The sequence below is a fragment of the Streptomyces prasinopilosus genome (assembly GCF_001419695.1).
Taxonomy (GTDB): domain Bacteria; phylum Actinomycetota; class Actinomycetes; order Streptomycetales; family Streptomycetaceae; genus Streptomyces; species Streptomyces prasinopilosus.
In genome coordinates this window covers 1-23,814 of sequence record NZ_LIRG01000260.1, presented here as the reverse complement: position 1 = coordinate 23,814, position 23,814 = coordinate 1, and the positions used below count along the sequence as shown (strand labels likewise).

Below are 23,814 nucleotides of genomic sequence, written 5' to 3'. Positions count from 1 at the left end.
GCGTGAAGAATGCACGCGCGCGTGACTACGATGGGCCAGCCGGTGGCCAGTGGGGCCACACGGCCACACCGACCGTCGGGAAGGCCATGCTGAACAAGTACGCGCGTGCATTCTTCACGCGTGTCCTCACACCGTTCGCCGCGTTTCTCATCCGGCGGGGGGTCAGCCCGGACACGGTCACCCTCATCGGCACCGCCGGCGTGGTCGCGGGCGCGCTGGTCTTCTACCCCAGGGGCGAGTTCTTCTGGGGCACGATCGTGATCACACTGTTCGTGTTCTCCGACCTCGTCGACGGCAACATGGCCCGCCAGCTGGGCCGCTCCAGCCGCTGGGGGGCCTTCCTCGACTCCACCCTCGACCGGATCGCCGACGGTGCCGTCTTCGGCGGCTTCGCCCTCTGGTACGCGGGCGGCGGCGACGACATCGCCCTGTGCGCCGTGTCGATCTTCTGCCTGGCCAGCGGCCAGGTGGTGTCGTACACCAAGGCGCGCGGCGAGTCGATCGGACTGCCGGTGGCCGTGAACGGGCTGATCGAGCGGGCCGAGCGGCTCGTGATCTCACTGGTCGCGGCCGGCCTGGCGGGCCTGCACGCCTTCGGCGTGCCCGGCATCCAGTACCTGCTGCCGGTCGCCCTGTGGATCGTCGCCGTCGGCAGCCTGATCACGCTGATCCAGCGGGTCGTCACGGTGCGCCGGGAGTCCGCCGAGGCGGAGGCCGCGGAGACCGTGGAAGGGCGGGAGGCCGCCGGCGGGCAGGAGGCCCGCGGGAGCGGGGCCGCGAAGTGAGCGCGCGGGACCGCCTGAACGACGCCCTGTACGGCGCCGGCTGGGCCACCGTCAAGAAGCTCCCCGAACCCGTCGCCGTGCGGCTCGGCCGGGTCATCGCCGACCTCGCCTGGAAGCGGCGGGGCCAGGGCGTGCGGCGGCTGGAGAGCAACTACGCGCGCGTGGTGCCCGACGCGAGCCCCGAGCGGCTCGCCGAACTGTCCCGCGCGGGCATGCGGTCGTACCTGCGGTACTGGATGGAGTCCTTCCGGCTGCCCGCCTGGAGCCCGGAGCGCATCGCGAACGGCATCGACATCCAGGACATCCACCGGGTGACCGACGGCATGGCGGCCGGCAAGGGCGTCGTCCTCGCGCTGCCGCACCTCGCCAACTGGGACCTCGCGGGCGCCTGGGCCACCACCGGGCTCGGCATCCCCTTCACCACCGTCGCCGAACGCCTGAAACCGGAGACGCTGTACGACCGCTTCGTCGCCTACCGCGAGGGCCTCGGCATGGAGGTGCTCCCGCACAACGGGGGCAGCGCCTTCGGCACGCTGGCCCGGCGGCTGCGTGAGGGGGGACTGGTCTGCCTGGTCGCCGACCGCGACCTGTCGGCCTCCGGAGTGGAGGTCGAGTTCTTCGGGGAGACCGCGCGGATGCCGGGCGGCCCCGCCCTGCTCGCCCAGCACACCGGGGCGCTGCTGCTGCCGGCGACGCTCTGGTACGACGACTCGCCCGTGATGCGGGGCCGGGTCCACCCGGCGGTACCGGTCCCCGAGTCGGGTACCCGGGCCGAGAAGACGTCCGTCATGACACAGGCGCTGGCCGACGCCTTCGCCACGGGCATCGCCGAGCACCCGGAGGACTGGCACATGCTGCAGCGCCTGTGGCTCAAGGACCTCGACCCCGCGCGGGACCCGGGCCAGGACACCCGGGAGGGGACCCCGTGAGGATCGGCATCGTCTGCCCCTACTCCTGGGACGTGCCGGGCGGCGTCCAGTTCCACATCCGCGACCTGGCCGAGTACTTCGTCCGCCTCGGCCACGAGGTGTCCGTCCTGGCCCCGGCCGACGACGAGACCCCGCTGCCGCCGTACGTCGTCTCGGCCGGCCGCGCGGTGCCGGTGCCGTACAACGGCTCGGTGGCCCGGCTCAACTTCGGCTTCCTGTCGGCGGCCCGGGTGCGGCGCTGGCTCCACGAGGGCGCCTTCGACGTGATCCACATCCACGAGCCGGCCTCGCCCTCGCTCGGCCTGCTGGCCTGCTGGGCGGCCCAGGGCCCCATCGTCGCCACCTTCCACACGTCCAACCCGCGCTCCAGGGCCATGGTCGCCGCGTACTCCATCCTGCAGGCGGCACTGGAGAAGATCAGCGCCCGGATCGCGGTGAGCGAGTACGCCCGCCGCACGCTCGTCGAACACCTCGGCGGTGACGCGGTGGTCATCCCGAACGGGGTGGACGTCGACTTCTTCGCCCGTGCCGAGCCCGAGCCCGCCTGGCAGGGCGACACGATCGGCTTCGTCGGCCGCATCGACGAGCCCCGCAAGGGCCTGCCGGTGCTGATGCGCGCCCTGCCGAAGATCCTCGCCGCCCGTCCGCAGACGCGGCTGCTGGTCGCGGGGCGCGGCGACGAGAAGGAGGCGGTGGAGGACCTGCCCGCCGCACTCCGCTCCCGGGTCGAGTTCCTCGGCATGGTCAGCGACGAGGACAAGGCCCGCTTCCTGCGCAGCGTCGACCTGTACGTGGCGCCCAACACGGGCGGCGAGAGCTTCGGCATCATCCTGGTCGAGGCGATGTCCGCGGGGGCGCCGGTGCTCGCCTCCGACCTGGACGCCTTCGCCCAGGTGCTCGACCGGGGGGCGGCCGGTGAGCTGTTCCCCAACGAGGACACCGACGCGCTCGCCGAGGCCGCGACAGCCCTCCTGGCGGACCCGGAGCGGCGCGCGAAGCTGAGCGAGCGGGGCAGCGCCCACGTTCGCCGCTTCGACTGGTCGACCGTCGGCGCGGACATCATGTCCGTCTACGAGACGGTGACCGCCGGGGCGGCGGCGGTGGCGGCCGACGAGCGCACGACGGGGCTCTGGTCGCGCTTCGGGCCGGCGAGGGACTGAGAACGGGGGCGGTCGTGCGGCCGGCCCCCGCCCGTCGCCGTACCCCCGGGTGAACGGCGACGGGCGGGGGCCCCGGCGCCCGGAGCGCCCCGGGGACCCCGGCCGCCCGGCCGGACCGGCACGGCGCCCCGGTAGCCTTGCCGCCCGTGACCGCAACCCTGATCTGGATCCTCGTCGCCCTCGTCGCGATCGGCCTCTACCTGAGCTGGACGGCGGGACGGCTGGACCGGCTGCACGCCCGGATCGACGCCGCCCGCGCCGCACTGGACGCGCAACTGCTGCGCCGCGCCTCCGTGGCCCAGGAACTGGCCACCGCGGGGGTGCTCGATCCCGCCGCCTCGATCGTGCTCTACGAGGCCGCACACGCCGCGCGGCAGGCCGTGGAGGAGCAGCGGGAGGTCGCCGAGAGCGAACTGAGCCAGGCGCTGCGGGCCGTCTTCGGCGAGTCGCAGCAGGTGGACGCGGTCAAGGCGGCGCCCGGGGGAGAGGAAGCGGCCGTGGAACTCGCCGAGGCGGTCCGCAGGGTGCCCATGGCCCGCCGTTTCCACAACGACGCCGTACGAGCCGCACGCGCCCTGCGCCGGCACCGGAAGGTGCGCTGGTTCCGGCTGGCGGGGCACGCGCCGTTCCCGATGGCCTTCGAAATGGACGACGAGCCCCCGGCCGCCCTGATCGAACGCGCGGCCTAGGGGGTGCCCGAAGGAATGAGCGGGGGAGGAGGAGCGGCGTCCGGCGCGTGCGAGCGCAAGGCGCCGGAGCGCCCGCGACGGGGGTCCCGCGTTCGAGCGGAGCCGAGCGCGGGGGAGGAGCCACGCGGGTGGTTCGGCAACGCGCGAGCGGGGTGCCGGGCGTCGCGGCGCCGCGGGCGTTTGTCGGACCCCCTGGTGCCCCGAGCCGGGGAACCGGGGCCGTCCCGTGTCCCCGGGGCGGTCCGCCGTGCGGATCCCGGTCGCCCGGCCGGTGGCACTCGCCGTGAGGACGGCCGGGAGCCGCGTCCAAAACGATCCACCGCCTCTCCATTGGCCCTTGCAGTGGACTGGTCCGTTCACGTTTCCTCAGTGGTGCAGAAACCCCCCTCTTCATCACCAGTGAGGTCACCCGTGTCCAGCACGCTCTCCGAGAACCAGGCTCCCGAGACCGGCACCGCCCGTGTGAAGCGCGGCATGGCCGAGCAGCTCAAGGGCGGCGTGATCATGGACGTCGTCACGCCGGAGCAGGCGAAGATCGCCGAGGACGCGGGCGCCGTCGCCGTCATGGCCCTGGAGCGCGTCCCCGCCGACATCCGCAAGGACGGCGGAGTGGCCCGCATGTCCGACCCGGACATGATCGAGGGCATCATCGAGGCCGTCTCCATCCCGGTCATGGCCAAGTCCCGCATCGGCCACTTCGTCGAGGCCCAGGTGCTGCAGTCGCTCGGCGTCGACTACATCGACGAGTCCGAGGTCCTCACCCCGGCCGACGAGGTCAACCACTCCGACAAGTGGTCGTTCACCACTCCCTTCGTCTGCGGCGCCACCAACCTCGGCGAGGCCCTGCGCCGCATCGCCGAGGGCGCCGCGATGATCCGCTCCAAGGGCGAGGCCGGTACCGGCAACGTCGTCGAGGCCGTCCGCCACCTGCGGCAGATCAAGAACGAGATCGCCCGGCTGCGCGGCTTCGACAACCACGAGCTGTACGCCGCCGCCAAGGAGCTGCGCGCCCCGTACGAGCTGGTCAAGGAGGTCGCCGGGCTGGGCAGGCTGCCGGTGGTGCTCTTCTCCGCCGGCGGTGTCGCCACCCCCGCCGACGCCGCCCTGATGCGGCAGCTCGGTGCCGAGGGCGTCTTCGTCGGCTCCGGCATCTTCAAGTCCGGCGACCCGGCCAAGCGCGCCGCCGCCATCGTGAAGGCGACCACCTTCTACGACGACCCGAAGATCATCGCGGACGCGTCCCGCAACCTCGGCGAGGCCATGGTCGGCATCAACTGCGACACCCTCCCCGAGACCGAGCGCTACGCCAACCGCGGCTGGTAGGCCCCGGGCATGAGCGACCTCGTCATCGGTGTCCTGGCCCTCCAGGGCGACGTGCGGGAGCACCTCGTCGCCCTGGCCGCGGCCGGCGCCGTCGCCAGACCGGTGCGGCGCCCGGAGGAGCTCGCCGGGGTCGACGGCCTGGTCCTCCCCGGCGGGGAGTCCACCACCATCTCCAAGCTGGCCGTCCTGTTCGGCCTGATGGAACCCCTGCGCGCACGCGTGCGGACCGGCCTGCCGGTCTACGGCACCTGCGCCGGGATGATCCTGCTCGCCGACAAGCTCCTCGACCCGCGCTCCGGCCAGGAGACCGTGGGCGGCATCGACATGATCGTGCGCCGCAACGCGTTCGGACGGCAGAACGAGTCGTTCGAGGCGGCGGTCGACGTCGGGGGCGTCGGGGGCGGTCCCGTGCACGGGGTCTTCATCCGCGCCCCCTGGGTCGAGTCCGTCGGGGCCGGGGCGGAGGTGATCGCCGAGCACGACGGCCACATCGTCGCCGTCCGCCAGGGCAACGCCCTGGCCACGGCCTTCCACCCGGAACTGACGGGAGACCACCGGGTGCACGGTCTGTTCGCCGACATGGCGCGCGGGTACAGGACGGCCGGATCCTTGTAGGATTCCTGCGTTCGTTGCAGGGATGGGTTACGCGAAGGAGACAGGCAGATGTCCGGCCACTCTAAATGGGCCACGACGAAGCACAAGAAGGCCGTGATCGACGCCAAGCGCGGCAAACTCTTCGCGAAGCTGATCAAGAACATCGAGGTCGCCGCGCGCATGGGCGGTGTCGACCTGGAGGGCAACCCGACCCTCTACGACGCCGTGCAGAAGGCCAAGAAGCAGTCGGTGCCGAACAAGAACATCGACTCCGCCATCAAGCGCGGCGGCGGTCTCGAGGCCGGCGGCGCCGACTACGAGACGATCATGTACGAGGGGTACGGCCCGAACGGTGTCGCGGTGCTCATCGAGTGCCTCACCGACAACCGCAACCGCGCCGCCTCCGACGTGCGCGTCGCGATGACCCGCAACGGCGGCTCGATGGCCGACCCGGGCTCGGTGTCTTACCTGTTCCACCGCAAGGGCGTCGTCATCGTCCCCAAGGGCGAGCTGACCGAGGACGACGTCCTCGCCGCCGTCCTGGACGCGGGCGCCGAGGAGGTCAACGACCTCGGCGAGTCCTTCGAGGTGCTCAGCGAGGCCACCGACCTGGTCGAGGTCCGCACCGCTCTGCAGGACGCCGGGATCGACTACGACTCCGCCGAGGCCAACTTCGTCCCGACCATGCAGGTCGAGCTGGACGAGGAGGGCGCCAAGAAGATCTTCAAGCTGATCGACGCGCTGGAGGACAGCGACGACGTGCAGAACGTCTTCGCCAACTTCGACGTGAGCGACGAGGTCATGGAGAAGGTCGACGCGTAGCGCCGCCGCGCGCACGACGGTTCCGGCGGGCCGGTGGGGCACCTCCCCACCGGCCCGCCGCTCCTGTCGGAGGCAGCCGATAACCTGGCACACGTCAAGGATCACCGTTCGCCGGACCGCGACCACCGGTCGAGGAACCCCGACGGCGATCGACCGGGTCCGCGGGAGCGGCGGACCAGCCGTGAAGAGGGGTGCAGGGTGCGCGTACTGGGGGTGGACCCGGGGCTGACGAGGTGCGGTGTCGGGGTGGTCGAAGGGGTGGCGGGACGGCCGCTGACCATGCTCGGTGTGGGCGTCGTGCGCACGCCCGCCGACGCCGACCTCGGCCACCGGCTCGTCGCCGTCGAGCAGGGACTCGAGCGGTGGCTGGACGAGTACCGCCCGGAGTTCGTCGCCGTCGAACGCGTCTTCAGCCAGCACAACGTCCGCACGGTGATGGGCACCGCCCAGGCGAGCGCCGTCGCCCTGCTGTGCGCCTCCCGCCGCGGGATCCCCGTCGCCCTGCACACCCCCAGCGAGGTCAAGGCGGCCGTGACCGGCTCCGGGCGCGCGGACAAGGCCCAGGTCGGTGCGATGGTCACCCGGCTGCTGCGGCTCGACGCGCCCCCGAAGCCCGCCGACGCGGCGGACGCCCTCGCCCTCGCCATCTGCCACATCTGGCGGGCCCCCGCACAGAACCGCCTCCAGCAGGCCGCCGCCCTGCACGCCTCCCGCACCGCCCCGCGCACGGCCACCGCGCGCGCCGCGGCCTCGAGGACCCCCGGCCGGAGAACACCCGCGGCGGCACCGGCCCCCACTCCCGATCCCTCATCCGACCCATCGAAGGGGCGCACCGCATGATCGCCTTCGTCAGCGGCACGGTCGCCGCACTCGCCCCCGACAGCGCGGTCGTCGAGGTCGGCGGTGTCGGCATGGCCGTGCAGTGCACGCCGGACACGCTCTCCACGCTGCGCGTCGGCCAAAGCGCCCGGCTGGCCACCTCCCTCGTGGTGCGCGAGGACTCGCTCACCCTCTACGGCTTCGCGGACGACGACGAGCGGCAGACCTTCGAGCTGCTGCAGACCGCCAGCGGCGTCGGCCCCCGCCTGGCCCAGGCGATGCTGGCGGTGCACCGCCCGGACGCGCTGCGCCGGGCCGTGGCGAGCGCCGACGAGAAGGCGCTCACCGCCGTCCCCGGCATCGGTAAGAAGGGCGCCCAGAAACTGCTCCTCGAACTGAAGGACCGGCTCGGCGCACCGGTGGGCACGGCGACCGCCGCCGCCCCCGTCACCGCGGGCTGGCGCGAGCAGTTGCACGCCGCCCTGATCGGCCTCGGCTACGCGACGCGCGAGGCCGACGAGGCCGTCGCCGCCGTCACCCCCCAGGCCGAGGCGTCCGAGGGCACACCCCAGGTGGGCGCGCTGCTGAAGGCGGCCCTGCAGACCCTGAACCGCGCCCGCTAGGGTCCTCCCCCCCCATGAGCCACGCCCCCCGTACCACCCGGCTAGGAGACTTTCAGTGAACTGGGACGACACGACCGAGCCCACGGCCGCCGAGCGGCTGGTGGGATCTGTCGCCGACGGGGAGGACCAGGCCGTGGAGGCCGCCCTGCGCCCCAGGGACCTGGACGAGTTCATCGGTCAGGAGAAGGTCCGCGAACAGCTCGACCTGGTGCTGCGCGCGGCCCGCGCGCGCGGCGCCACCGCCGACCACGTGCTGCTCTCCGGCGCCCCCGGCCTCGGCAAGACCACCCTCTCCATGATCATCGCGGCCGAGATGGAAGCACCCATCCGCATCACCTCCGGACCGGCCATCCAGCACGCGGGCGACCTGGCCGCGATCCTGTCCTCCCTGCAGGAGGGCGAGGTCCTCTTCCTCGACGAGATCCACCGCATGTCCCGGCCGGCCGAGGAGATGCTCTACATGGCGATGGAGGACTTCCGCGTCGACGTCATCGTGGGCAAGGGCCCCGGCGCCACCGCCATCCCCCTCGAACTGCCCCCGTTCACCCTGGTCGGCGCCACCACGCGGGCCGGCCTGCTGCCGCCGCCGCTGCGCGACCGCTTCGGCTTCACCGCGCACATGGAGTTCTACGAGCCCACCGAACTGGAGCGCGTCATCCACCGCTCGGCGAATCTCCTGGACGTCGGCATAGAGGCGGACGGCGCCGCCGAGATCGCCGGCCGCTCGCGCGGCACGCCCCGCATCGCCAACCGCCTGCTGCGCCGCGTCCGCGACTACGCCCAGGTCAAGGCCGACGGGCGGATCACCCGCGAGATCGCCGAGGCCGCCCTCGCGGTCTACGAGGTCGACGCCCGCGGCCTGGACCGGCTCGACCGCGCGGTGCTGGAGGCCCTGCTCAAGCTGTTCGGCGGCGGACCGGTCGGCCTGTCCACCCTCGCGGTCGCGGTGGGGGAGGAGCGCGAGACCGTGGAAGAGGTCGCCGAGCCGTTCCTGGTGCGGGAGGGGCTGCTCGCCCGCACCCCCCGCGGCCGGGTCGCCACCCCGGCGGCGTGGACGCACCTCGGCATCGTCCCGCCCGGCGCCCGGGCCGCCGGAAGCGGACAAGGGGACCTGTTCGGGGCGTGAGGGGGCCGGCACTGGCCACGCGAGGAACCCCGGTGCCATGCTGAGCGTTGTTCCCTGCGCGCGGACTCGCCTAGACTCCGCCGGTGCCACGCCTTGTCGGCGGCATCACATACCCCCAACCAACAGGCCGTTCACCATCGCGGTCGTGTGAAGGAAGTCCGACCCGTGAGTCTCCTGACCCTCCTCCCTTTCATTGTGCTCATCGGGGCCATGTTCCTGATGACCCGGTCGGCCAAGAAGAAGCAGCAGCAGGCCATCGATATGCGGAACCAGATGCAGCCGGGTTCCGGTGTCCGCACGATCGGGGGCATGTACGCCACGGTGAAGGAGGTCAGTGACGACACGGTCCTCCTCGACGCCGGACCCGGCGTGGAACTGCTGTTCGCGAAGAACTCCATCGGTGCCGTCCTGACGGACGACGAGTACAACCGCATCGTCCACGGCATCGAGCACGACCTGAAGTCCGACGCCGACGTCGTCCCCGACGACGCCTCCTCCCTCACCGAGACCGACGACTCCTCCGCCGTCACCGACGGCGCGCCGGTCGATCTCGGCAAGAAGGACGCGGCCGCCGGCACCGCCGACGCCGAGCCGGCCGATGCCGGCACCGACGCCGCCGACCAGGCGAAGACGGACGAGCAGGCGAAGAAGTCCGACGGCGGCTCCGAAGCGAAGTAACCGTGGCCCGGGGTGCGCGGGCCGTGCCGCCCGCGCACCCCGAGACATGTCCGGCTCGCGCGGAACCCCGAGACCACGTCATGGCCGCCCGCCCGTCGACCGGGCCCGAGGCGGCCCGAGAGGGAGTACGAGAAGGTGGCTGCACTCAAAAAGGGAAATAACGCGAGCGTCACAAGCAAGCCGTGGCGCTCGCTGGCCCTGATTCTGATCGCCATGGTGGCGCTCACCGGAGGGATGTTCGCCTCCGGGCACGACACTCCGCGTCTGGGGATCGACCTCGCCGGCGGCACCAGCATCACGCTGGCGGCCGTTCCCGAGGCCGGTCAGGAATCCGCGATCAACCCGACCAACATGGCGACCGCGGTCTCCATCATGGAACGTCGCGTCAACGGCCTCGGTGTCTCCGAGGCCGAGGTCCAGACACAGGGTGACCGTAACATCATCGTCAACATTCCCAAGGGCACCAACTCGGAACAGGCCCGGGAACAGGTCGGCACCACCGCCAAGCTCTACTTCCGCCCGGTCGTCGCCACCGAACTCGCCGCGGGCGGAGCGGCTCCCGCGCCGAGCGCCACCGGTGACGCCCCCACCGAGGGTACCGAAGGCGCCCGGACCACCGACGGCGCGAGCGAGAAGGCCACGGACAAGACCCCCGACGAGGCGTCCCCGTCCGCCTCCACCACCCCGTCGGCCGACGCCACCGCCCGGGGCCGCGCGGTCCCCGAAGCCCTGAAGGCCGACACCACCCCCTCCGCGTCCCCCAGCACCCCGGCCGAGACCGGGGCCAGCCCCTCCGCGTCCGCGACGGACGGCGTCCCCGCCGGGACGGACGACAAGCTCCAGGCCCAGTACGCCGCGCTCGACTGCACCAAGGCGGACGTCCGCGCCTCCGCCGGCGACGGCGCCAAGGCCACCGACTCGACCGTCGCCTGCGGCCAGAACTCCCAGGGCCAGTGGCAGAAGTACATCCTCGGCCCCGCCGCCGTCGACGGCACGGACGTCGACGAGGCCAAGGCCGTCCTCAACACGCAGACCGGTGCCGGCTGGACCGTCACCATGGACTTCACCGACAAGGGCAGCCAGAAGTTCGCCGACATCACCGGCAAGCTGGCGCAGAACCCCTCCCCGCAGAACCAGTTCGCCATCGTCCTGGACGGCGAGGTCGTCTCCGACCCGTACGTCAGCCAGGCCCTCACCGGCGGCAACGCGGAGATCTCCGGCAACTTCACCCAGAAGTCCTCCGAGGAACTCGCCAACATGCTGTCCTACGGCGCCCTGCCCCTGACGTTCCGCGAGGACAGCGTCACCACCGTCACCGCCGCGCTCGGCGGTGACCAGCTGCACGCCGGCCTGATCGCCGGCGCGATCGGCCTCGCCCTGGTCGTGCTGTACCTGCTGGTCTACTACCGCGGCCTGTCGTTCATCGCGATCGCCTCGCTGCTGGTCTCCGCGTCCCTCACCTACGTGATCATGGCGCTGCTCGGCCCGACCATCGGTTTCGCGCTGAACCTGCCGGCCGTCTGCGGAGCCATCGTCGCCATCGGCATCACGGCGGACTCGTTCATCGTCTACTTCGAACGGGTGAGGGACGAGATCCGCGAGGGCCGCGTCCTGCGCACCGCCGTGGAGCGCGCCTGGCCGCGCGCCCGGCGCACCATCCTGGTCTCCGACTTCGTGTCCTTCCTCGCGGCCGCGGTGCTCTTCGTCGTCACCGTCGGCAAGGTCCAGGGCTTCGCGTTCACGCTCGGCCTGACCACGGTGCTCGACGTCGTGGTGGTGTTCCTGTTCACCAAGCCGCTGCTGACGCTGATGGCCCGCCGGAAGTTCTTCGCCGGCGGCCACAAGTGGTCCGGTCTGGATCCGAAGGCCCTCGGGGCGAAGCCCCCGCTGCGCCGCACCCGCCGCCCCTCCGCCCCCGTCCAGACGAAGGAGGCGTGAGAGATGTCGAAGCTCGGTAACCTCGGCGCCCGGCTGCACCACGGTGAGGTCGGCTACGACTTCATCAAGAACCGCAAGATCTGGTACGGCGTCTCCCTCCTGATCACCGTCGTGGCCATCGTCGGCCTGGCGGTGCGCGGCCTCCACATGGGCATCGAGTTCCAGGGCGGAGCGGTCTTCACCACCCCGAAGAACATGAGCGCCTCGGTCGCCCAGGCCGAGACCTACGCGGAAGAGGCGTCCGGTCACGACGCCATCGTCCAGAAGCTCGGCGACGGCAGCCTGCGCATCCAGATCGCGGCCATCGACACCAGCACCTCGGACAAGATCAAGACGGCGCTCTCCGAGGACCTGGACGTCGAGGCGGAGCGGATCAACGCCGACCTGGTCGGCCCGAGCTGGGGCGAACAGATCGCCAACAAGGCCTGGCAGGGCCTCGGCATCTTCCTGTTCCTGGTCGTGATCTACCTGGCGATCGCCTTCGAATGGCGCATGGCCGTCGCCGCGTTCGTCGCGCTGATCCACGACATCACCATCACCGTCGGCATCTACGCCCTCGTGGGCTTCGAGGTCACCCCGGGCACGGTGATCGGTCTGCTGACCATCCTCGGCTACTCGCTCTACGACACGGTCGTGGTGTTCGACAGCCTCAAGGAACAGACCGCGGACATCACCAAGCAGTCCCGCTGGACCTACAGCGAGATCGCCAACCGGTCCATCAACAGCACCCTGGTCCGTTCCGTCAACACCACGGTGGTCGCGCTGCTGCCGGTGGGGGCCCTGCTGTTCATCGGCGGCGGTGTCCTCGGCGCCGGCATGCTGAACGACATCTCGCTGTCCCTGTTCGTCGGCCTCGCCGCCGGCGCGTACTCGTCGATCTTCATCGCCACCCCGCTCGTCGCCGACCTCAAGGAGCGCGAGCCCTCGATGCGGTCCCTGAAGAAGCGCGTCCTGGCCAAGCGGGCCCTGGGCGCCGACGCGGACGGCGAGCCGAAGGGTGTCCGGGTACCCGGGGACGACCGGGAGAATGGGTCCGACGACGACGCTGCCGCCGTCGTCGGCCCACGCGACTCCTCCGCGCCCCGCAGCCGCGGGCGCGGCCGACCTTCCGGAAAGCGCCGATGACCCAGACCACCGACATCCCCGCCCTGCTGCTGAGCCGCATCAGGGACGTGGCGGACCACCCGGAGCCGGGCGTGATGTTCAAGGACATCACCCCGCTCCTGGCCGACCCGGCGGCGTTCACCGCCCTCAGCGACGCCCTCGCGCAGATCGCCGGACGCACCGGCGCCACCAAGATCGTCGGTCTGGAGGCCCGGGGCTTCATCCTCGGCGCCCCGGCCGCCGTCCGCGCGGGCCTCGGCTTCATCCCCGTGCGCAAGGCGGGCAAGCTCCCCGGAGCCACCCTCAGCCAGGCGTACGACCTGGAGTACGGCTCCGCCGAGATCGAGGTGCACGCCGAGGACCTCACCGCCGCCGACCGCGTCCTGGTGATCGACGACGTGCTCGCCACCGGCGGCACCGCCGAGGCGTCGGTCCAGCTCATCCGCAGGGCGGGCGCCGACGTCGCGGGCCTCGCCGTACTGATGGAACTCGGCTTCCTCGGAGGCCGGGCACGCGTGGAACCGGCCCTGGCCGGCGCCCCGCTGGAGGCGCTGCTCACCATCTGACGAGCGCCGAAGGCACCGTCCCGCCCGCGACGCGGCACACCGGACGGGCGTGGCGGAGACCGCGCGGGCGGGCACCGGGGGAATCCGGTGCCCGCCCCGTGCGTTCCAGGAGTGACGATCCGCCCGCCGGACCGAGGGAGATCCGCAGGCACGGGATGGCTACCATGGGGGCTCCGGAACCCGATCTGGGGCCCGGACCGCGTACGAGGAGTCCTCTTGGCAGACGAGGCCCAGCACCTGACCGCAGACAAGCCCGAGTCCGGCTCGGCTGCCGCGGCCAAGCCCGTGCCGAGCACACCCCACGCGAAGAACGATCCGCGCGGGCCGGTCCGGCACGCCCAGGCCGCCGCCTCGGACAAGCCCGAGCAGCCGCGGCCCAAACCGGCCCCCGCCCGCGACTCCGCCCGGGCGGCCGGCTCCCCGTCGTCCGAGCGCTCCGCCCCCGCGGTCCGCCCCAACAGCGGGCAGCCCGCCCGCTCCGGCTCCTCCAACCGCGTCCGCGCCCGGCTGGCCCGGCTCGGGGTCCAGCGCGCCAACCCGTACAACCCGGTGCTGGAGCCGCTGCTGCGGATAGTGCGCGGCAACGACCCCAAGATCGAGAACGCCACCCTCCGCCAGATCGAGAGCGCCTACCAGGTCGCCGAGCGCTGGCACCGCGGCCAGAAGCGCAAGAGCGGCGACCCGTACATCACCCATCCGCTGGCCGTCACCACCATCCTCGCCGAGCTGGGCATGGACCCGGCCACCCTGATGGCCGGCCTGCTGCACGACACGGTGGAGGACACCGAGTACGGCCTGGAACAGCTCCGCCGCGACTTCGGCGACACCGTCGCCCTGCTGGTCGACGGCGTCACCAAGCTGGACAAGGTCAAGTTCGGCGAGGCCGCGCAGGCCGAGACCGTGCGCAAGATGGTCGTCGCCATGGCCAAGGACCCGCGCGTCCTGGTCATCAAGCTCGCCGACCGCCTGCACAACATGCGCACCATGCGTTACCTGAAGCGCGAGAAGCAGGAGAAGAAGGCACGCGAGACGCTGGAGATCTACGCGCCGCTCGCCCACCGGCTGGGCATGAACACCATCAAGTGGGAGCTGGAGGACCTCGCCTTCGCGATCCTCTACCCCAAGATGTACGACGAGATCGTCCGCCTGGTCGCCGAGCGCGCCCCCAAGCGCGACGAGTACCTCGCCATCGTCACCGACGAGGTGCAGCAGGACCTGCGCGCGGCCCGCATCAAGGCGACCGTCACCGGCCGCCCCAAGCACTACTACAGCGTCTACCAGAAGATGATCGTCCGCGGCCGGGACTTCGCGGAGATCTACGACCTGGTGGGCATCCGCGTCCTCGTGGACACCGTCCGCGACTGCTACGCGGCCCTCGGCACGGTGCACGCGCGATGGAATCCGGTCCCCGGCCGGTTCAAGGACTACATCGCGATGCCCAAGTTCAACATGTACCAGTCGCTGCACACGACGGTCATCGGCCCCGGCGGCAAACCGGTCGAGCTGCAGATCCGCACGTTCGACATGCACCGCCGCGCCGAGTACGGCATCGCCGCGCACTGGAAGTACAAGCAGGAGGCCGTCGCCGGCGCCTCGAAGGTGCGCACCGACGTCACCCCGGGCAAGTCCGGCAAGGACTCGGCCGCCGTCAACGACATGGCGTGGCTGCGGCAGCTGCTCGACTGGCAGAAGGAGACCGAGGACCCCGGCGAGTTCCTGGAGTCCCTGCGCTTCGACCTGTCCCGCAACGAGGTCTTCGTCTTCACCCCCAAGGGTGATGTCATCGCGCTCCCCGCGGGCGCCACCCCGGTGGACTTCGCGTACGCGGTCCACACCGAGGTCGGCCACCGCACCATAGGCGCCCGGGTCAACGGCCGGCTCGTCCCGCTCGAGTCGACCCTGGACAACGGCGACCTGGTGGAGGTCTTCACCTCCAAGGCGGCCGGCGCGGGTCCCTCCCGGGACTGGCTCGGCTTCGTCAAGTCGCCCCGCGCCCGCAACAAGATCCGCGCCTGGTTCTCCAAGGAGCGGCGCGACGAGGCGATCGAGCAGGGCAAGGACGCCATCGTCCGCGCGATGCGCAAGCAGAACCTGCCGATCCAGCGCATCCTCACCGGCGACTCCCTGGTCACCCTCGCGCACGAGATGCGCTACTCGGACATCTCCGCGCTGTACGCGGCGATCGGCGAGGGCCATGTCGCGGCGCAGAACATCGTCCAGAAGCTGGTGCAGGCCCTCGGCGGGGAGGAGGCGGCCACCGAGGAGATCGACGAGTCGGTGCCGCCGGCCCGCGGCCGGGGCCGCAAGCGCCGCTCCAACGCCGATCCCGGGGTCGTCGTCAAGGGCGTCGACGACGTCTGGGTCAAGCTGGCCCGCTGCTGCACCCCGGTCCCCGGCGACCCGATCATCGGCTTCGTCACCCGCGGCAGCGGCGTCTCCGTCCACCGCAGCGACTGCGTGAACGTCGACTCCCTGTCCCGTGAGCCCGAGCGCATCCTCGACGTGGAGTGGGCGCCCACCCAGTCCTCGGTGTTCCTGGTCGCCATCCAGGTCGAGGCCCTGGACCGCTCCCGGCTGCTGTCGGACGTCACCCGCGTGCTGTCCGACCAGCACGTCAACATCCTCTCCGCGGCCGTCCAGACCTCCCGCGACCGCGTCGCCACCTCCCGCTTCACCTTCGAGATGGGCGACCCGAAGCACCTCGGGCACGTCCTGAAGGCCGTACGGGGCGTGGAGGGCGTCTACGACGTGTACCGGGTGACCTCGGCCCGCAACCGGACGTAGGACCGGCCGTGCCCCCGCGCACGGCCGGCGCGACGGGGACGAGCACGGACAGGACCGGGTACGACGGAGGGGCCCCCGCACACGAAGTGCGGGGGCCCCTCCGTCGTACCCGGTCGCCGCGGCGTCAGCCGCCGAACTCCTGCAGGCCCTTCAGAGCCTGGTCCAGGAGCGCCTGGCGGCCCTCCAGCTCCCGCTCGAGCTTCTTGGCCCTGGCGTCGTTGCCCTGCGCCCGCGCCTGCTCGATCTGGCCCTTCAGCTTGTCCACGGCGGCCTGGAGCTGGCCGGTCAGACCCTCGGCACGCGCGCGTGCCTCCGGGTTGGTCCGGCGCCACTCGGACTCCTCGGCCTCCTGCAGGGCCCGCTCCACGGCGTGCATCCGGCCCTCGACCTTCGGCCGGGCGTCCCGCGGCACGTGGCCGACGGCCTCCCACCGCTCGTTGAGCGTGCGGAACGCGGCGCGGGCGGCCTTCAGGTCCGTGACCGGCAGGAGCTTCTCGGCCTCCTCGGCCAGCTCCTCCTTGAGCTTCAGGTTCTCCGTCTGCTCCGCGTCACGCTCGGCGAAGACCGAGCTGCGGGCGGCGAAGAAGACGTCCTGGGCACCGCGGAAGCGGTTCCACAGGTCCTCCTCGTGCTCGCGCTGGGCACGGCCCGCGGCCTTCCACTCCGACATCAGGTCCCGGTAGCGCGCCGCCGTCACACCCCAGTCCGTCGACTTCGACAGCCCCTCGGCCTCGGCGACCAGACGTTCCTTGGTCTTGCGGGCCTCCTCGCGCTGCGCGTCCAGATGCGCGAAGTGCTGCTTGCGCCGCTTGGAGAACGCCGACCGCGCGTGCGAGAAGCGGTGCCACAGCTCGTCGTCGGACTTGCGGTCCAGGCGCGGCAGGCCCTTCCAGGTGTCCACCAGCGCCCGCAGCCGCTCACCGGCCGCCCGCCACTGGTCCGAGCCCGCCAGCTCCTCCGCCTCGGCGACCAGCGCCTCCTTGGCGTGGCGCGCCTCGTCGGACTGCTTCGCCCGCTGTGCCCTGCGCTCCTCGCGCCGGGCGTCCACCAGCTCCACGAGCTTGTCCAGCCGCACCCGCAGGGCGGCCAGGTCACCGACCGCGTGGTGGGCGTCGACCTGCTCCCGCAGGTGCCCGATCGCCGTCATGGCGTCCTTCGAGGACAGGTCGGTGGTCTTCACCCGCTTCTCGAGGAGGCCGATCTCGACCACCAGGCCCTCGTACTTGCGCTCGAAGTAGGCCAGAGCCTCCTCGGGGGAGCCCGCCTGCCAGGAACCGACGACCTGCTCTCCGTCGGCCGTACGCACGTACACGGTCCCCGTCTCGTCGACGCGGCCCCACGGGTCGCTGCTCACAGCGCCTCCTCCACATGATGCCTGCGGGGGGTCTGCTGCCCCCGGGCATCGTCCACAGTTTTCGTCACGGCCAACATAGGCGACCGACGGGACGCCTGTCCGCATCCCGCGCGACCGAAGTTCCGCAGCTCGGCGGTCAGGACTTCGTGACGGTCGCCTTGTTGATCACGACCGTCGCGTTGGGGGGCCCGTCGCCCGCCCCGGTGGTGTCACCGGCCGCGGCGATCTTCTTCAGGACCTTCAGGCCCGCCTCCGAGACGGTGCCGAACGGCGTGTAGCTCGGCGGGAGCGGGCTGTCCTCGTACACCAGGAAGAACTGGCTGCCGCCGCTGTCCTTCTGGCCGGTGTTCGCCATGGCGACGGTGCCCGCCGGGTAGGTGTTGTCCTTGAGGCTCTTGTCCTTCAGGTTCTCGTCCGGAATCGTGTAGCCGGGGCCGCCGGTGCCGGCGGCCGTCGGGTCGCCGCACTGCAGCACGTAGATGCCGTTGGTGGTGATCCGGTGGCACCTGCTGTGGTCGAAGTAGCCCTCACCGGCGAGGAACTCGAACGAGTTGACGGTGTGCGGGGCCGCCGACGCCTTCAGCGCCATGTCGATGGTGCCGCAGGTCGTCTCGAGCGTCATCGTGTACTTCGCCGACTTGTCGATGGAGAGCGCCGGCTCCTTCTTCCAGGTCTTCTTCGCGACCTTGCCCTCCGCCGGCTTCTCGCACGGGTCGGGCGCCTTGCTCGGCGTCTCGGCGCCGGGCGTGGCCTCCGCGTTCGCGCCGGACGCGTCCTCGTCCCGGTCGAACGCCCCGGCCGTGTACAGCCCGAGGCTGCCGACCAGGACCACGCCGAGGACGGACGCGATCACCGAGTTGCGGATCCGCGACTTGCGGCGGGCCTCGGTACGCCGCTGCTGCTGCCGCAAGAACTTCTCCCGGGCGAGCTGACGCCGCCGCTGCTCCTGGCTGACCACCGGGTGACTCCTCATGCCTCTCGTGTGCCGACCGAATACGCGTGCGGGCGGCGGACCGACTGACTGCGTGTGCCCCGTACCGTATATGGGTTGGCTGAGGAAACGGCAGCGCCGGTAGGCTCTGACCACGGGCGAAGCCCCGTGGCAAGCCTCCCGTACCGACACAACGAAGGACGAACGTGCTCATTGCCGGGTTCCCCGCCGGTGCCTGGGGGACGAACTGTTACCTCGTCGCCCCCGCCGCCGGTGAGGAGTGCGTGATCATCGACCCCGGCCACCAGGCCGCCCCCGGAGTCGAGGAGGCGGTCCGCAAGCACCGGCTGAAGCCCGTCGCCGTCGTCCTCACCCACGGACACGTCGACCACGTGGCCTCCGTCGTCCCCGTGTGCGGGGCGCACGACGTACCGGCCTGGATCCACCCCGACGACCGGTACATGATGAGCGACCCCGAGAAGGGCATCGGCCGCGCCATCGGCATGCCGCTGATGGGCGAGCTGACCGTCGGGGAGCCGGCCGACGTCAGGGAACTGGCCGACGGGGCGGAGCTCGACCTGGCCGGGCTGCGGCTGACGGTCGCGCACGCGCCGGGCCATACCAAGGGGTCGGTGACCTTCGGCCTGCCCGAGGCGGCGGACGTCCCGCCGGTGTTCTTCTCGGGCGACCTGCTGTTCGCCGGCTCCGTCGGACGCACCGACCTGCCCGGTGGCGACACGGCCGAACTGCTCGACTCGCTGGCCCGCGTGTGCCTGCCGCTCGACGACTCGACCGTGGTGCTGGCCGGGCACGGTCCTCAGACGACCATCGGCCAGGAGCGCGCCACCAACCCGTACCTGCGGCAGGTGGCGGCGGACCGCCAGGGACGCGGCGCCGCCGACGCCCCCCGACGAGGAATGTGACAAGACCTTCCGTGAGCACCTTCAAGGCCCCCAAGGGCACTTACGACCTGATCCCGCCGGACAGCGCCACGTACCTCGCCGTCCGCGAGGCCATCGCCGCCCCGCTGCGCGGCTCCGGCTACGGCTACATCGAGACGCCCGGCTTCGAGAACGTCGAACTGTTCGCCCGCGGTGTCGGCGAGTCCACCGACATCGTCACCAAGGAGATGTACGCCTTCGAGACCAAGGGCGGCGACCGGCTCGCCCTGCGGCCCGAGGGCACGGCGTCCGTGCTGCGCGCGGCGCTGGAGGCCAACCTGCACAAGGCGGGCAACCTCCCGGTCAAGCTCTGGTACTCCGGCTCGTACTACCGCTACGAGCGTCCCCAGAAGGGCCGCTACCGCCACTTCTCCCAGGTCGGCGCCGAGGCGATCGGCGCCGAGGACCCGGCGCTCGACGCCGAGCTGATCATCCTGGCCGACCAGGCGTACCGCTCCCTGGGACTCAGCGCGTTCCGCATCCTGCTGAACTCCCTGGGGGACAAGGAGTGCCGCCCCGTCTACCGGGCCGCGCTCCAGGACTTCCTGCGCGGACTGGACCTGGACGAGGACACCCTGCGCCGCGCGGAGATCAACCCGCTGCGGGTCCTGGACGACAAGCGCGAGGCGGTGCAGAAGCAGCTGGCCGGCGCCCCGCTGCTGCGCGACTACCTGTGCGACGCCTGCAAGACGTACCACGAGGAGGTCCGCGAGCTGGTCACGGCCGCGGGCGTCGCCTTCGAGGACGACCCCAGGCTGGTGCGGGGGCTGGACTACTACACGCGCACCACCTTCGAGTTCGTCCACGACGGTCTGGGTTCCCAGTCCGCGGTGGGCGGCGGCGGCCGCTACGACGGCCTCTCGGAGATGATCGGCGGCCCCGCCCTGCCGTCCGTCGGCTGGGCGCTCGGTGTCGACCGCACCGTGCTGGCCCTGGAGGCGGAGGGCGTCGAACTCGACCTCCCGGCCACCACCAGCGTGTTCGCCGTGCCCCTCGGGGAGGAGGCCCGCCGGGTGCTGTTCGCCAAGGTCACCGAACTGCGCAAGAACGGCGTCGCCGCCGACTTCGCCTACGGCGGCAAGGGGCTGAAGGCGGCGATGAAGGCGGCCCACCGCTCGGGTGCGCGGTACGCCCTGGTGCTCGGCGAGCGCGACCTCGCCGAGGGCGTCGTCCAGCTCAAGGACATGGAGTCCGGCGAGCAGACGGCGGTGGGCGTCAACGAGATCGTGGCCGAGCTGGAGGCCCGGCGCGGCTGACCCGCCCGTCCCCCCGCGCACACGGAGGCGCCGGTGCCCCAGCGGGCCCGGCGCCTTCGGCGTCGATGCGCCCCCGCCGCGTCAATATCGCGGACGGCGGTTCCCCCTACGGGGGACTTAGGGTGGAGTGTATGTACGGCAGGGGCACAGGCTGCGGCCGAAACCGCACCCCCGGGAGGGCCGTTCATGCGCTCTTGTGACCGGAGGACGGTGAACTCACCGTCACATACGGCACAATGGCCCTGCCCGAAGCAGGCCCACACTCTCCAGTGACGGAATCGGCGTGATGAGCAACACGACAGTGAAGGACCTCTCCACCGAGCCCGACCCCGCGCGGGAGCCGGCCGCCGGACCGGTGCGCGAGGGCGCCGGGAGGGCGTTCGCCCTGCTGCTGGTCATCACCGGCGCCGCCGGTGTGCTCGCCGCGTGGGTCATCACACTGGACAAGTTCAAGCTGCTCGAGGCCAAGGTCAAGGGCGAGACCTACGTCCCCGGCTGCAGCCTCAACCCGGTGGTCTCCTGCGGCAGCGTGATGGAGAGCGACCAGGCGAGCGTCTTCGGCTTCCCCAACCCGATGCTGGGGCTCGTCACCTACGGCATCGTCGTCTGCGTGGGCATGAGCCTGCTGGCCGGGGCCCGCTTCCCGCGCTGGTACTGGCTCACCCTCAACGCGGGCACCCTCTTCGGCACCGTCTTCTGCGCCTGGCTGACGGCCCAGTCCCTGTACCGGATCAACGCCCTGTGCCTGTGGTGCTGCCTCGCCTGGGTCGCCACGATCATCATGTTCTGGTACGTCACCTCGTTCAACGTCCGCAAGGGCTTCCTGCCCGCCCCGGGCCCGGTCAAGAGCTTCTTCGGCGAGTTCACCTGGGTCATGCCCGTCCTGCACATCGGCGTCATCGGCATGCTGATCCTCACCCGGTGGTGGGAATTCTGGACCAGCTGACCGCCGGCACCGCACCGGGCCGAGGGGACCGCCGGGACCGCACCGACCACACTGTCGGTGCGGTCCTTTAGGGTTTCGGTGTGGAGCCCGACCTGTTCACCGCCGCAGCCGAAGACCGCCAGGAGAAGGACCCGACCGGCAGCCCCCTGGCCGCCCGGATGCGTCCGCGCACCCTCGACGAGGTGGTGGGCCAGCGGCATCTGCTGAAGCCCGGCTCACCCCTGCGCCGCCTGGTCGGCGAGGGCGCCGCGGGCCCCGCGGGCCCGTCCTCGGTGTTCCTGTGGGGACCGCCCGGCACCGGCAAGACGACCCTGGCCCACGTCGTGTCCAAGGCCACCGACCGGCGCTTCGTCGAACTGTCGGCGATCACCGCGGGCGTCAAGGAGGTCCGCGCGGTCATCGACGGCGCCCGCCGCGCCTCCGGCGGGTACGGCAAGGAGACCGTCCTCTTCCTCGACGAGATCCACCGCTTCAGCAAGGCCCAGCAGGACTCCCTGCTCCCCGCGGTCGAGAACCGCTGGGTCACGCTGATCGCCGCGACCACCGAGAACCCCTACTTCTCGGTCATCTCCCCGCTGCTGTCCCGCTCGCTCCTGCTCACCCTCGAACCCCTCACCGACGACGACATCCGGGACCTGCTCCACCGCGCGCTCGGCGACGAGCGGGGCCTGAAGGGCGCCCTCACGCTCCCCGAGGACACCGGCGGCCACCTGGTGCGCATCGCCGGCGGGGACGCCCGCCGCGCGCTGACCGCCCTGGAGGCCGCCGCGGGGGCCGCGCTGGACAAGGGCGAGACGGAGATCTCCCTGGCCACCCTGGAGGAGACCGTCGACCGGGCCGCCGTGAAGTACGACCGCTCCGGCGACCAGCACTACGACGTCGCCAGCGCCCTGATCAAGTCCATCCGCGGCTCCGACGTGGACGCCGCCCTGCACTACCTCGCCCGGATGATCGAGGCCGGCGAGGACCCCCGCTTCATCGCCCGCCGCCTGATGATCTCCGCCAGCGAGGACATCGGCCTCGCCGACCCGAACGCCCTGCCCGTCGCGGTCGCGGCCGCCCAGGCCGTCGCCATGATCGGTTTCCCCGAGGCCGCCCTCACGCTCAGCCACGCCACCATCGCCCTCGCCCTCGCCCCCAAGTCCAACGCGGCCACCACCGCGATCGGCGCCGCCCTCGACGACGTCCGCAAGGGGCTGGCCGGACCCGTGCCGGCCCATCTGCGCGACGGGCACTACAAGGGCGCGGCCAAGCTGGGCCACGCCCAGGGGTACGTGTACCCGCACGACCTGCCCGAGGGCATCGCCCGGCAGCAGTACGCCCCGGACGCCCTCAAGGACCGCACGTACTACGACCCCACCCGGCACGGTGCCGAGGCCCGGTACGCCGACGCGGTCGAGTGGACCAGGAAGCACCTCGGTCGGAAGCAGCCGTGAGCACCCTGTAGAATCTGTCGAAGCTGCGTCCCGCGTCCGGCCCCGCAAGGGAAACCGGCACCACCAGAGCGGGACATCCAGCCGGAGACCCGCCCCCCGGGGCAGGGAATCCAGGAGCGTCGCGCACCCTCGAACGGTGTCGCGGGCAGCCCACCACCACCCGGAGTCCCGGGACCGGCCGGTGGGCCACTCGCGTGCTGCACGTATGTGCCCAGACCAGGGGAGCGGCTGCCCGGCAGGTCCCGAGCGGACCCACGGGTTTCCCCGACTGCGGATGCGACCTCCCTTAACCCTGGTGAGCCGGACACTTTGGAAAAGAGACAGACAGTGGCGAATCAGCCCCGCCCCAAGGTCAAGAAGTCGCGTGCCCTGGGTATCGCACTGACCCCGAAGGCCGTCAAGTACTTCGAGGCCCGCCCCTACCCGCCGGGCGAGCACGGCCGCGGCCGCAAGCAGAACTCGGACTACAAGGTCCGTCTGCTGGAGAAGCAGCGTCTGCGCGCCCAGTACGACGTCAGCGAGCGCCAGCTCGTCCGCGCGTACGAGCGTGCCGCCAAGACGACGATCAAGACCGGTGACGCCCTCGTCATCGAGCTCGAGCGCCGTCTCGACGCCCTGGTCCTGCGTTCGGGCATCGCCCGCACGATCTACCAGGCCCGTCAGATGGTCACCCACGGCCACATCCAGGTCAACGGCAAGAAGGTCGACAAGCCCTCCTTCCGTGTCCGCCCGGACGACGTCGTGCAGGTCCGTGAGCGCAGCAAGGACAAGACGCTGTTCACGATCGCCCGCGAGGGTGGCTTCGCCCCCGACGGCGAGACCCCGCGCTACCTCCAGGTGAACCTCAAGTCCCTGGCGTTCCGCCTGGACCGTGAGCCGAACCGCAAGGAGATCCCGGTGATCTGCGACGAGCAGCTCGTCGTCGAGTACTACGCCCGCTGACCCCAGCAGGCGCGCGGTGACTCAGCCCGCCGTCCCCCCGCCCTCACGGGCGGGCGGGGCGGCGGGCT

The 23,814-nt window shown here is 71.7% G+C and carries 21 protein-coding genes and 1 pseudogene; 20 read left to right on the top strand and 2 right to left on the bottom strand.

Translation table 11 applies throughout. The annotated features are described in order from the left end of the window. The first annotated feature begins 30 nt into the window (after positions 1-30). The 15 genes and pseudogenes from pgsA to AOK18_RS12255 all read left to right on the top strand — a co-directional run bounded on the left by pgsA (position 31) and on the right by AOK18_RS12255 (position 15,940). Positions 31-785, top strand: a pseudogene (gene pgsA, locus AOK18_RS12325) (phosphatidylinositol phosphate synthase). Further along, positions 782-1,714 carry a phosphatidylinositol mannoside acyltransferase gene (locus tag AOK18_RS12320; protein WP_055694361.1) on the top strand — a complete coding sequence of 311 codons (933 nt, stop codon included), beginning with the start codon at positions 782-784 and terminating at the stop codon, positions 1,712-1,714. The pseudogene pgsA and the gene AOK18_RS12320 overlap by 4 nt, the downstream one beginning before the upstream one ends. After that, the gene (locus tag AOK18_RS12315; protein WP_055694360.1) at positions 1,711-2,874 is read left to right on the top strand and encodes a glycosyltransferase family 4 protein; all 1,164 of its coding nucleotides are present in this window, start codon (positions 1,711-1,713) and stop codon (positions 2,872-2,874) included. Before AOK18_RS12320 ends, AOK18_RS12315 begins: the two co-directional genes overlap by 4 nt. A 146-nt stretch (positions 2,875-3,020) precedes the next feature. Further along, complete coding sequence (locus AOK18_RS12310; protein WP_055694359.1) at positions 3,021-3,563, top strand: LemA family protein; 543 nt, start codon at positions 3,021-3,023, stop codon at positions 3,561-3,563. 411 nt (positions 3,564-3,974) lie between these two features. Continuing rightward, the gene (pdxS, locus tag AOK18_RS12305) at positions 3,975-4,886 is read left to right on the top strand and encodes a pyridoxal 5'-phosphate synthase lyase subunit PdxS (RefSeq protein ID WP_055574608.1); all 912 of its coding nucleotides are present in this window, start codon (positions 3,975-3,977) and stop codon (positions 4,884-4,886) included. A 9-nt stretch (positions 4,887-4,895) separates the two neighbouring features. Next, positions 4,896-5,501, top strand: a complete 606-nt coding sequence (pdxT, locus tag AOK18_RS12300; RefSeq protein ID WP_055694358.1) for a pyridoxal 5'-phosphate synthase glutaminase subunit PdxT — start codon at positions 4,896-4,898, stop codon at positions 5,499-5,501. 48 nt (positions 5,502-5,549) lie between these two features. Beyond that, positions 5,550-6,302: a YebC/PmpR family DNA-binding transcriptional regulator gene (locus AOK18_RS12295; protein WP_055574610.1), complete on the top strand. Its 753-nt coding sequence runs from the start codon at positions 5,550-5,552 to the stop codon at positions 6,300-6,302. 198 nt (positions 6,303-6,500) lie between these two features. Then, the gene (ruvC, locus tag AOK18_RS12290; RefSeq protein WP_079104976.1) at positions 6,501-7,142 is read left to right on the top strand and encodes a crossover junction endodeoxyribonuclease RuvC; all 642 of its coding nucleotides are present in this window, start codon (positions 6,501-6,503) and stop codon (positions 7,140-7,142) included. After that, positions 7,139-7,744, top strand: a complete 606-nt coding sequence (gene ruvA / locus AOK18_RS12285) for a Holliday junction branch migration protein RuvA (protein ID WP_055694357.1) — start codon at positions 7,139-7,141, stop codon at positions 7,742-7,744. The genes ruvC and ruvA overlap by 4 nt, the downstream gene beginning before the upstream one ends. Before the next feature lie 55 nt (positions 7,745-7,799). Continuing rightward, a complete protein-coding gene (ruvB, locus tag AOK18_RS12280) occupies positions 7,800-8,870 on the top strand; it encodes a Holliday junction branch migration DNA helicase RuvB (protein WP_055694356.1) in 1,071 nt (356 codons plus the stop codon). Between the two features lie 165 nt (positions 8,871-9,035). After that, on the top strand, positions 9,036-9,548 hold the full coding sequence (gene yajC / locus AOK18_RS12275) for a preprotein translocase subunit YajC (RefSeq protein ID WP_055694355.1): 513 nt from the start codon (positions 9,036-9,038) through the stop codon (positions 9,546-9,548). Between the two features lie 135 nt (positions 9,549-9,683). Beyond that, positions 9,684-11,486, top strand: coding sequence for a protein translocase subunit SecD (gene secD, locus AOK18_RS12270; RefSeq protein WP_055694354.1), 1,803 nt, complete (start codon positions 9,684-9,686; stop codon positions 11,484-11,486). A gap of 3 nt (positions 11,487-11,489) precedes the next feature. After that, a complete protein-coding gene (gene secF, locus AOK18_RS12265) occupies positions 11,490-12,611 on the top strand; it encodes a protein translocase subunit SecF (protein WP_055694353.1) in 1,122 nt (373 codons plus the stop codon). After that, positions 12,608-13,156 carry an adenine phosphoribosyltransferase gene (locus tag AOK18_RS12260; protein WP_055571257.1) on the top strand — a complete coding sequence of 183 codons (549 nt, stop codon included), beginning with the start codon at positions 12,608-12,610 and terminating at the stop codon, positions 13,154-13,156. Before secF ends, AOK18_RS12260 begins: the two co-directional genes overlap by 4 nt. Before the next feature lie 216 nt (positions 13,157-13,372). Next, positions 13,373-15,940, top strand: a complete 2,568-nt coding sequence (locus AOK18_RS12255; protein ID WP_055571258.1) for a RelA/SpoT family protein — start codon at positions 13,373-13,375, stop codon at positions 15,938-15,940. A 124-nt stretch (positions 15,941-16,064) separates the two neighbouring features. Here the strand turns inward: AOK18_RS12255 and AOK18_RS12250 are convergent, their stop codons facing one another. Both AOK18_RS12250 and AOK18_RS12245 read right to left on the bottom strand, forming a co-directional pair. Next, a complete protein-coding gene (locus AOK18_RS12250) occupies positions 16,065-17,294 on the bottom strand; it encodes a DUF349 domain-containing protein (RefSeq protein WP_055571259.1) in 1,230 nt (409 codons plus the stop codon). A gap of 136 nt (positions 17,295-17,430) precedes the next feature. Further along, positions 17,431-18,252, bottom strand: a complete 822-nt coding sequence (locus tag AOK18_RS12245; RefSeq protein WP_055571260.1) for a peptidylprolyl isomerase — start codon at positions 18,250-18,252, stop codon at positions 17,431-17,433. A 179-nt stretch (positions 18,253-18,431) separates the two neighbouring features. On the opposite strand from AOK18_RS12245, the gene AOK18_RS12240 reads away from it, so the two are divergent. The 5 genes from AOK18_RS12240 to rpsD all read left to right on the top strand — a co-directional run bounded on the left by AOK18_RS12240 (position 18,432) and on the right by rpsD (position 23,746). Next, positions 18,432-19,148 carry an MBL fold metallo-hydrolase gene (locus AOK18_RS12240; protein WP_055571261.1) on the top strand — a complete coding sequence of 239 codons (717 nt, stop codon included), beginning with the start codon at positions 18,432-18,434 and terminating at the stop codon, positions 19,146-19,148. Positions 19,149-19,159: 11 nt separating this feature from the next. Then, the gene (hisS, locus tag AOK18_RS12235) at positions 19,160-20,422 is read left to right on the top strand and encodes a histidine--tRNA ligase (protein WP_055571262.1); all 1,263 of its coding nucleotides are present in this window, start codon (positions 19,160-19,162) and stop codon (positions 20,420-20,422) included. 286 nt (positions 20,423-20,708) lie between these two features. After that, complete coding sequence (locus tag AOK18_RS12230) at positions 20,709-21,368, top strand: vitamin K epoxide reductase family protein (RefSeq protein WP_055571263.1); 660 nt, start codon at positions 20,709-20,711, stop codon at positions 21,366-21,368. Positions 21,369-21,448: 80 nt separating this feature from the next. Continuing rightward, a complete protein-coding gene (locus AOK18_RS12225) occupies positions 21,449-22,804 on the top strand; it encodes a replication-associated recombination protein A (RefSeq protein WP_055694352.1) in 1,356 nt (451 codons plus the stop codon). A gap of 327 nt (positions 22,805-23,131) precedes the next feature. Then, entirely contained in the window at positions 23,132-23,746 is a 615-nt protein-coding gene (gene rpsD, locus AOK18_RS12220; RefSeq protein WP_055573891.1) for a 30S ribosomal protein S4, read from the top strand. Positions 23,747-23,814: the final 68 nt, after the last annotated feature.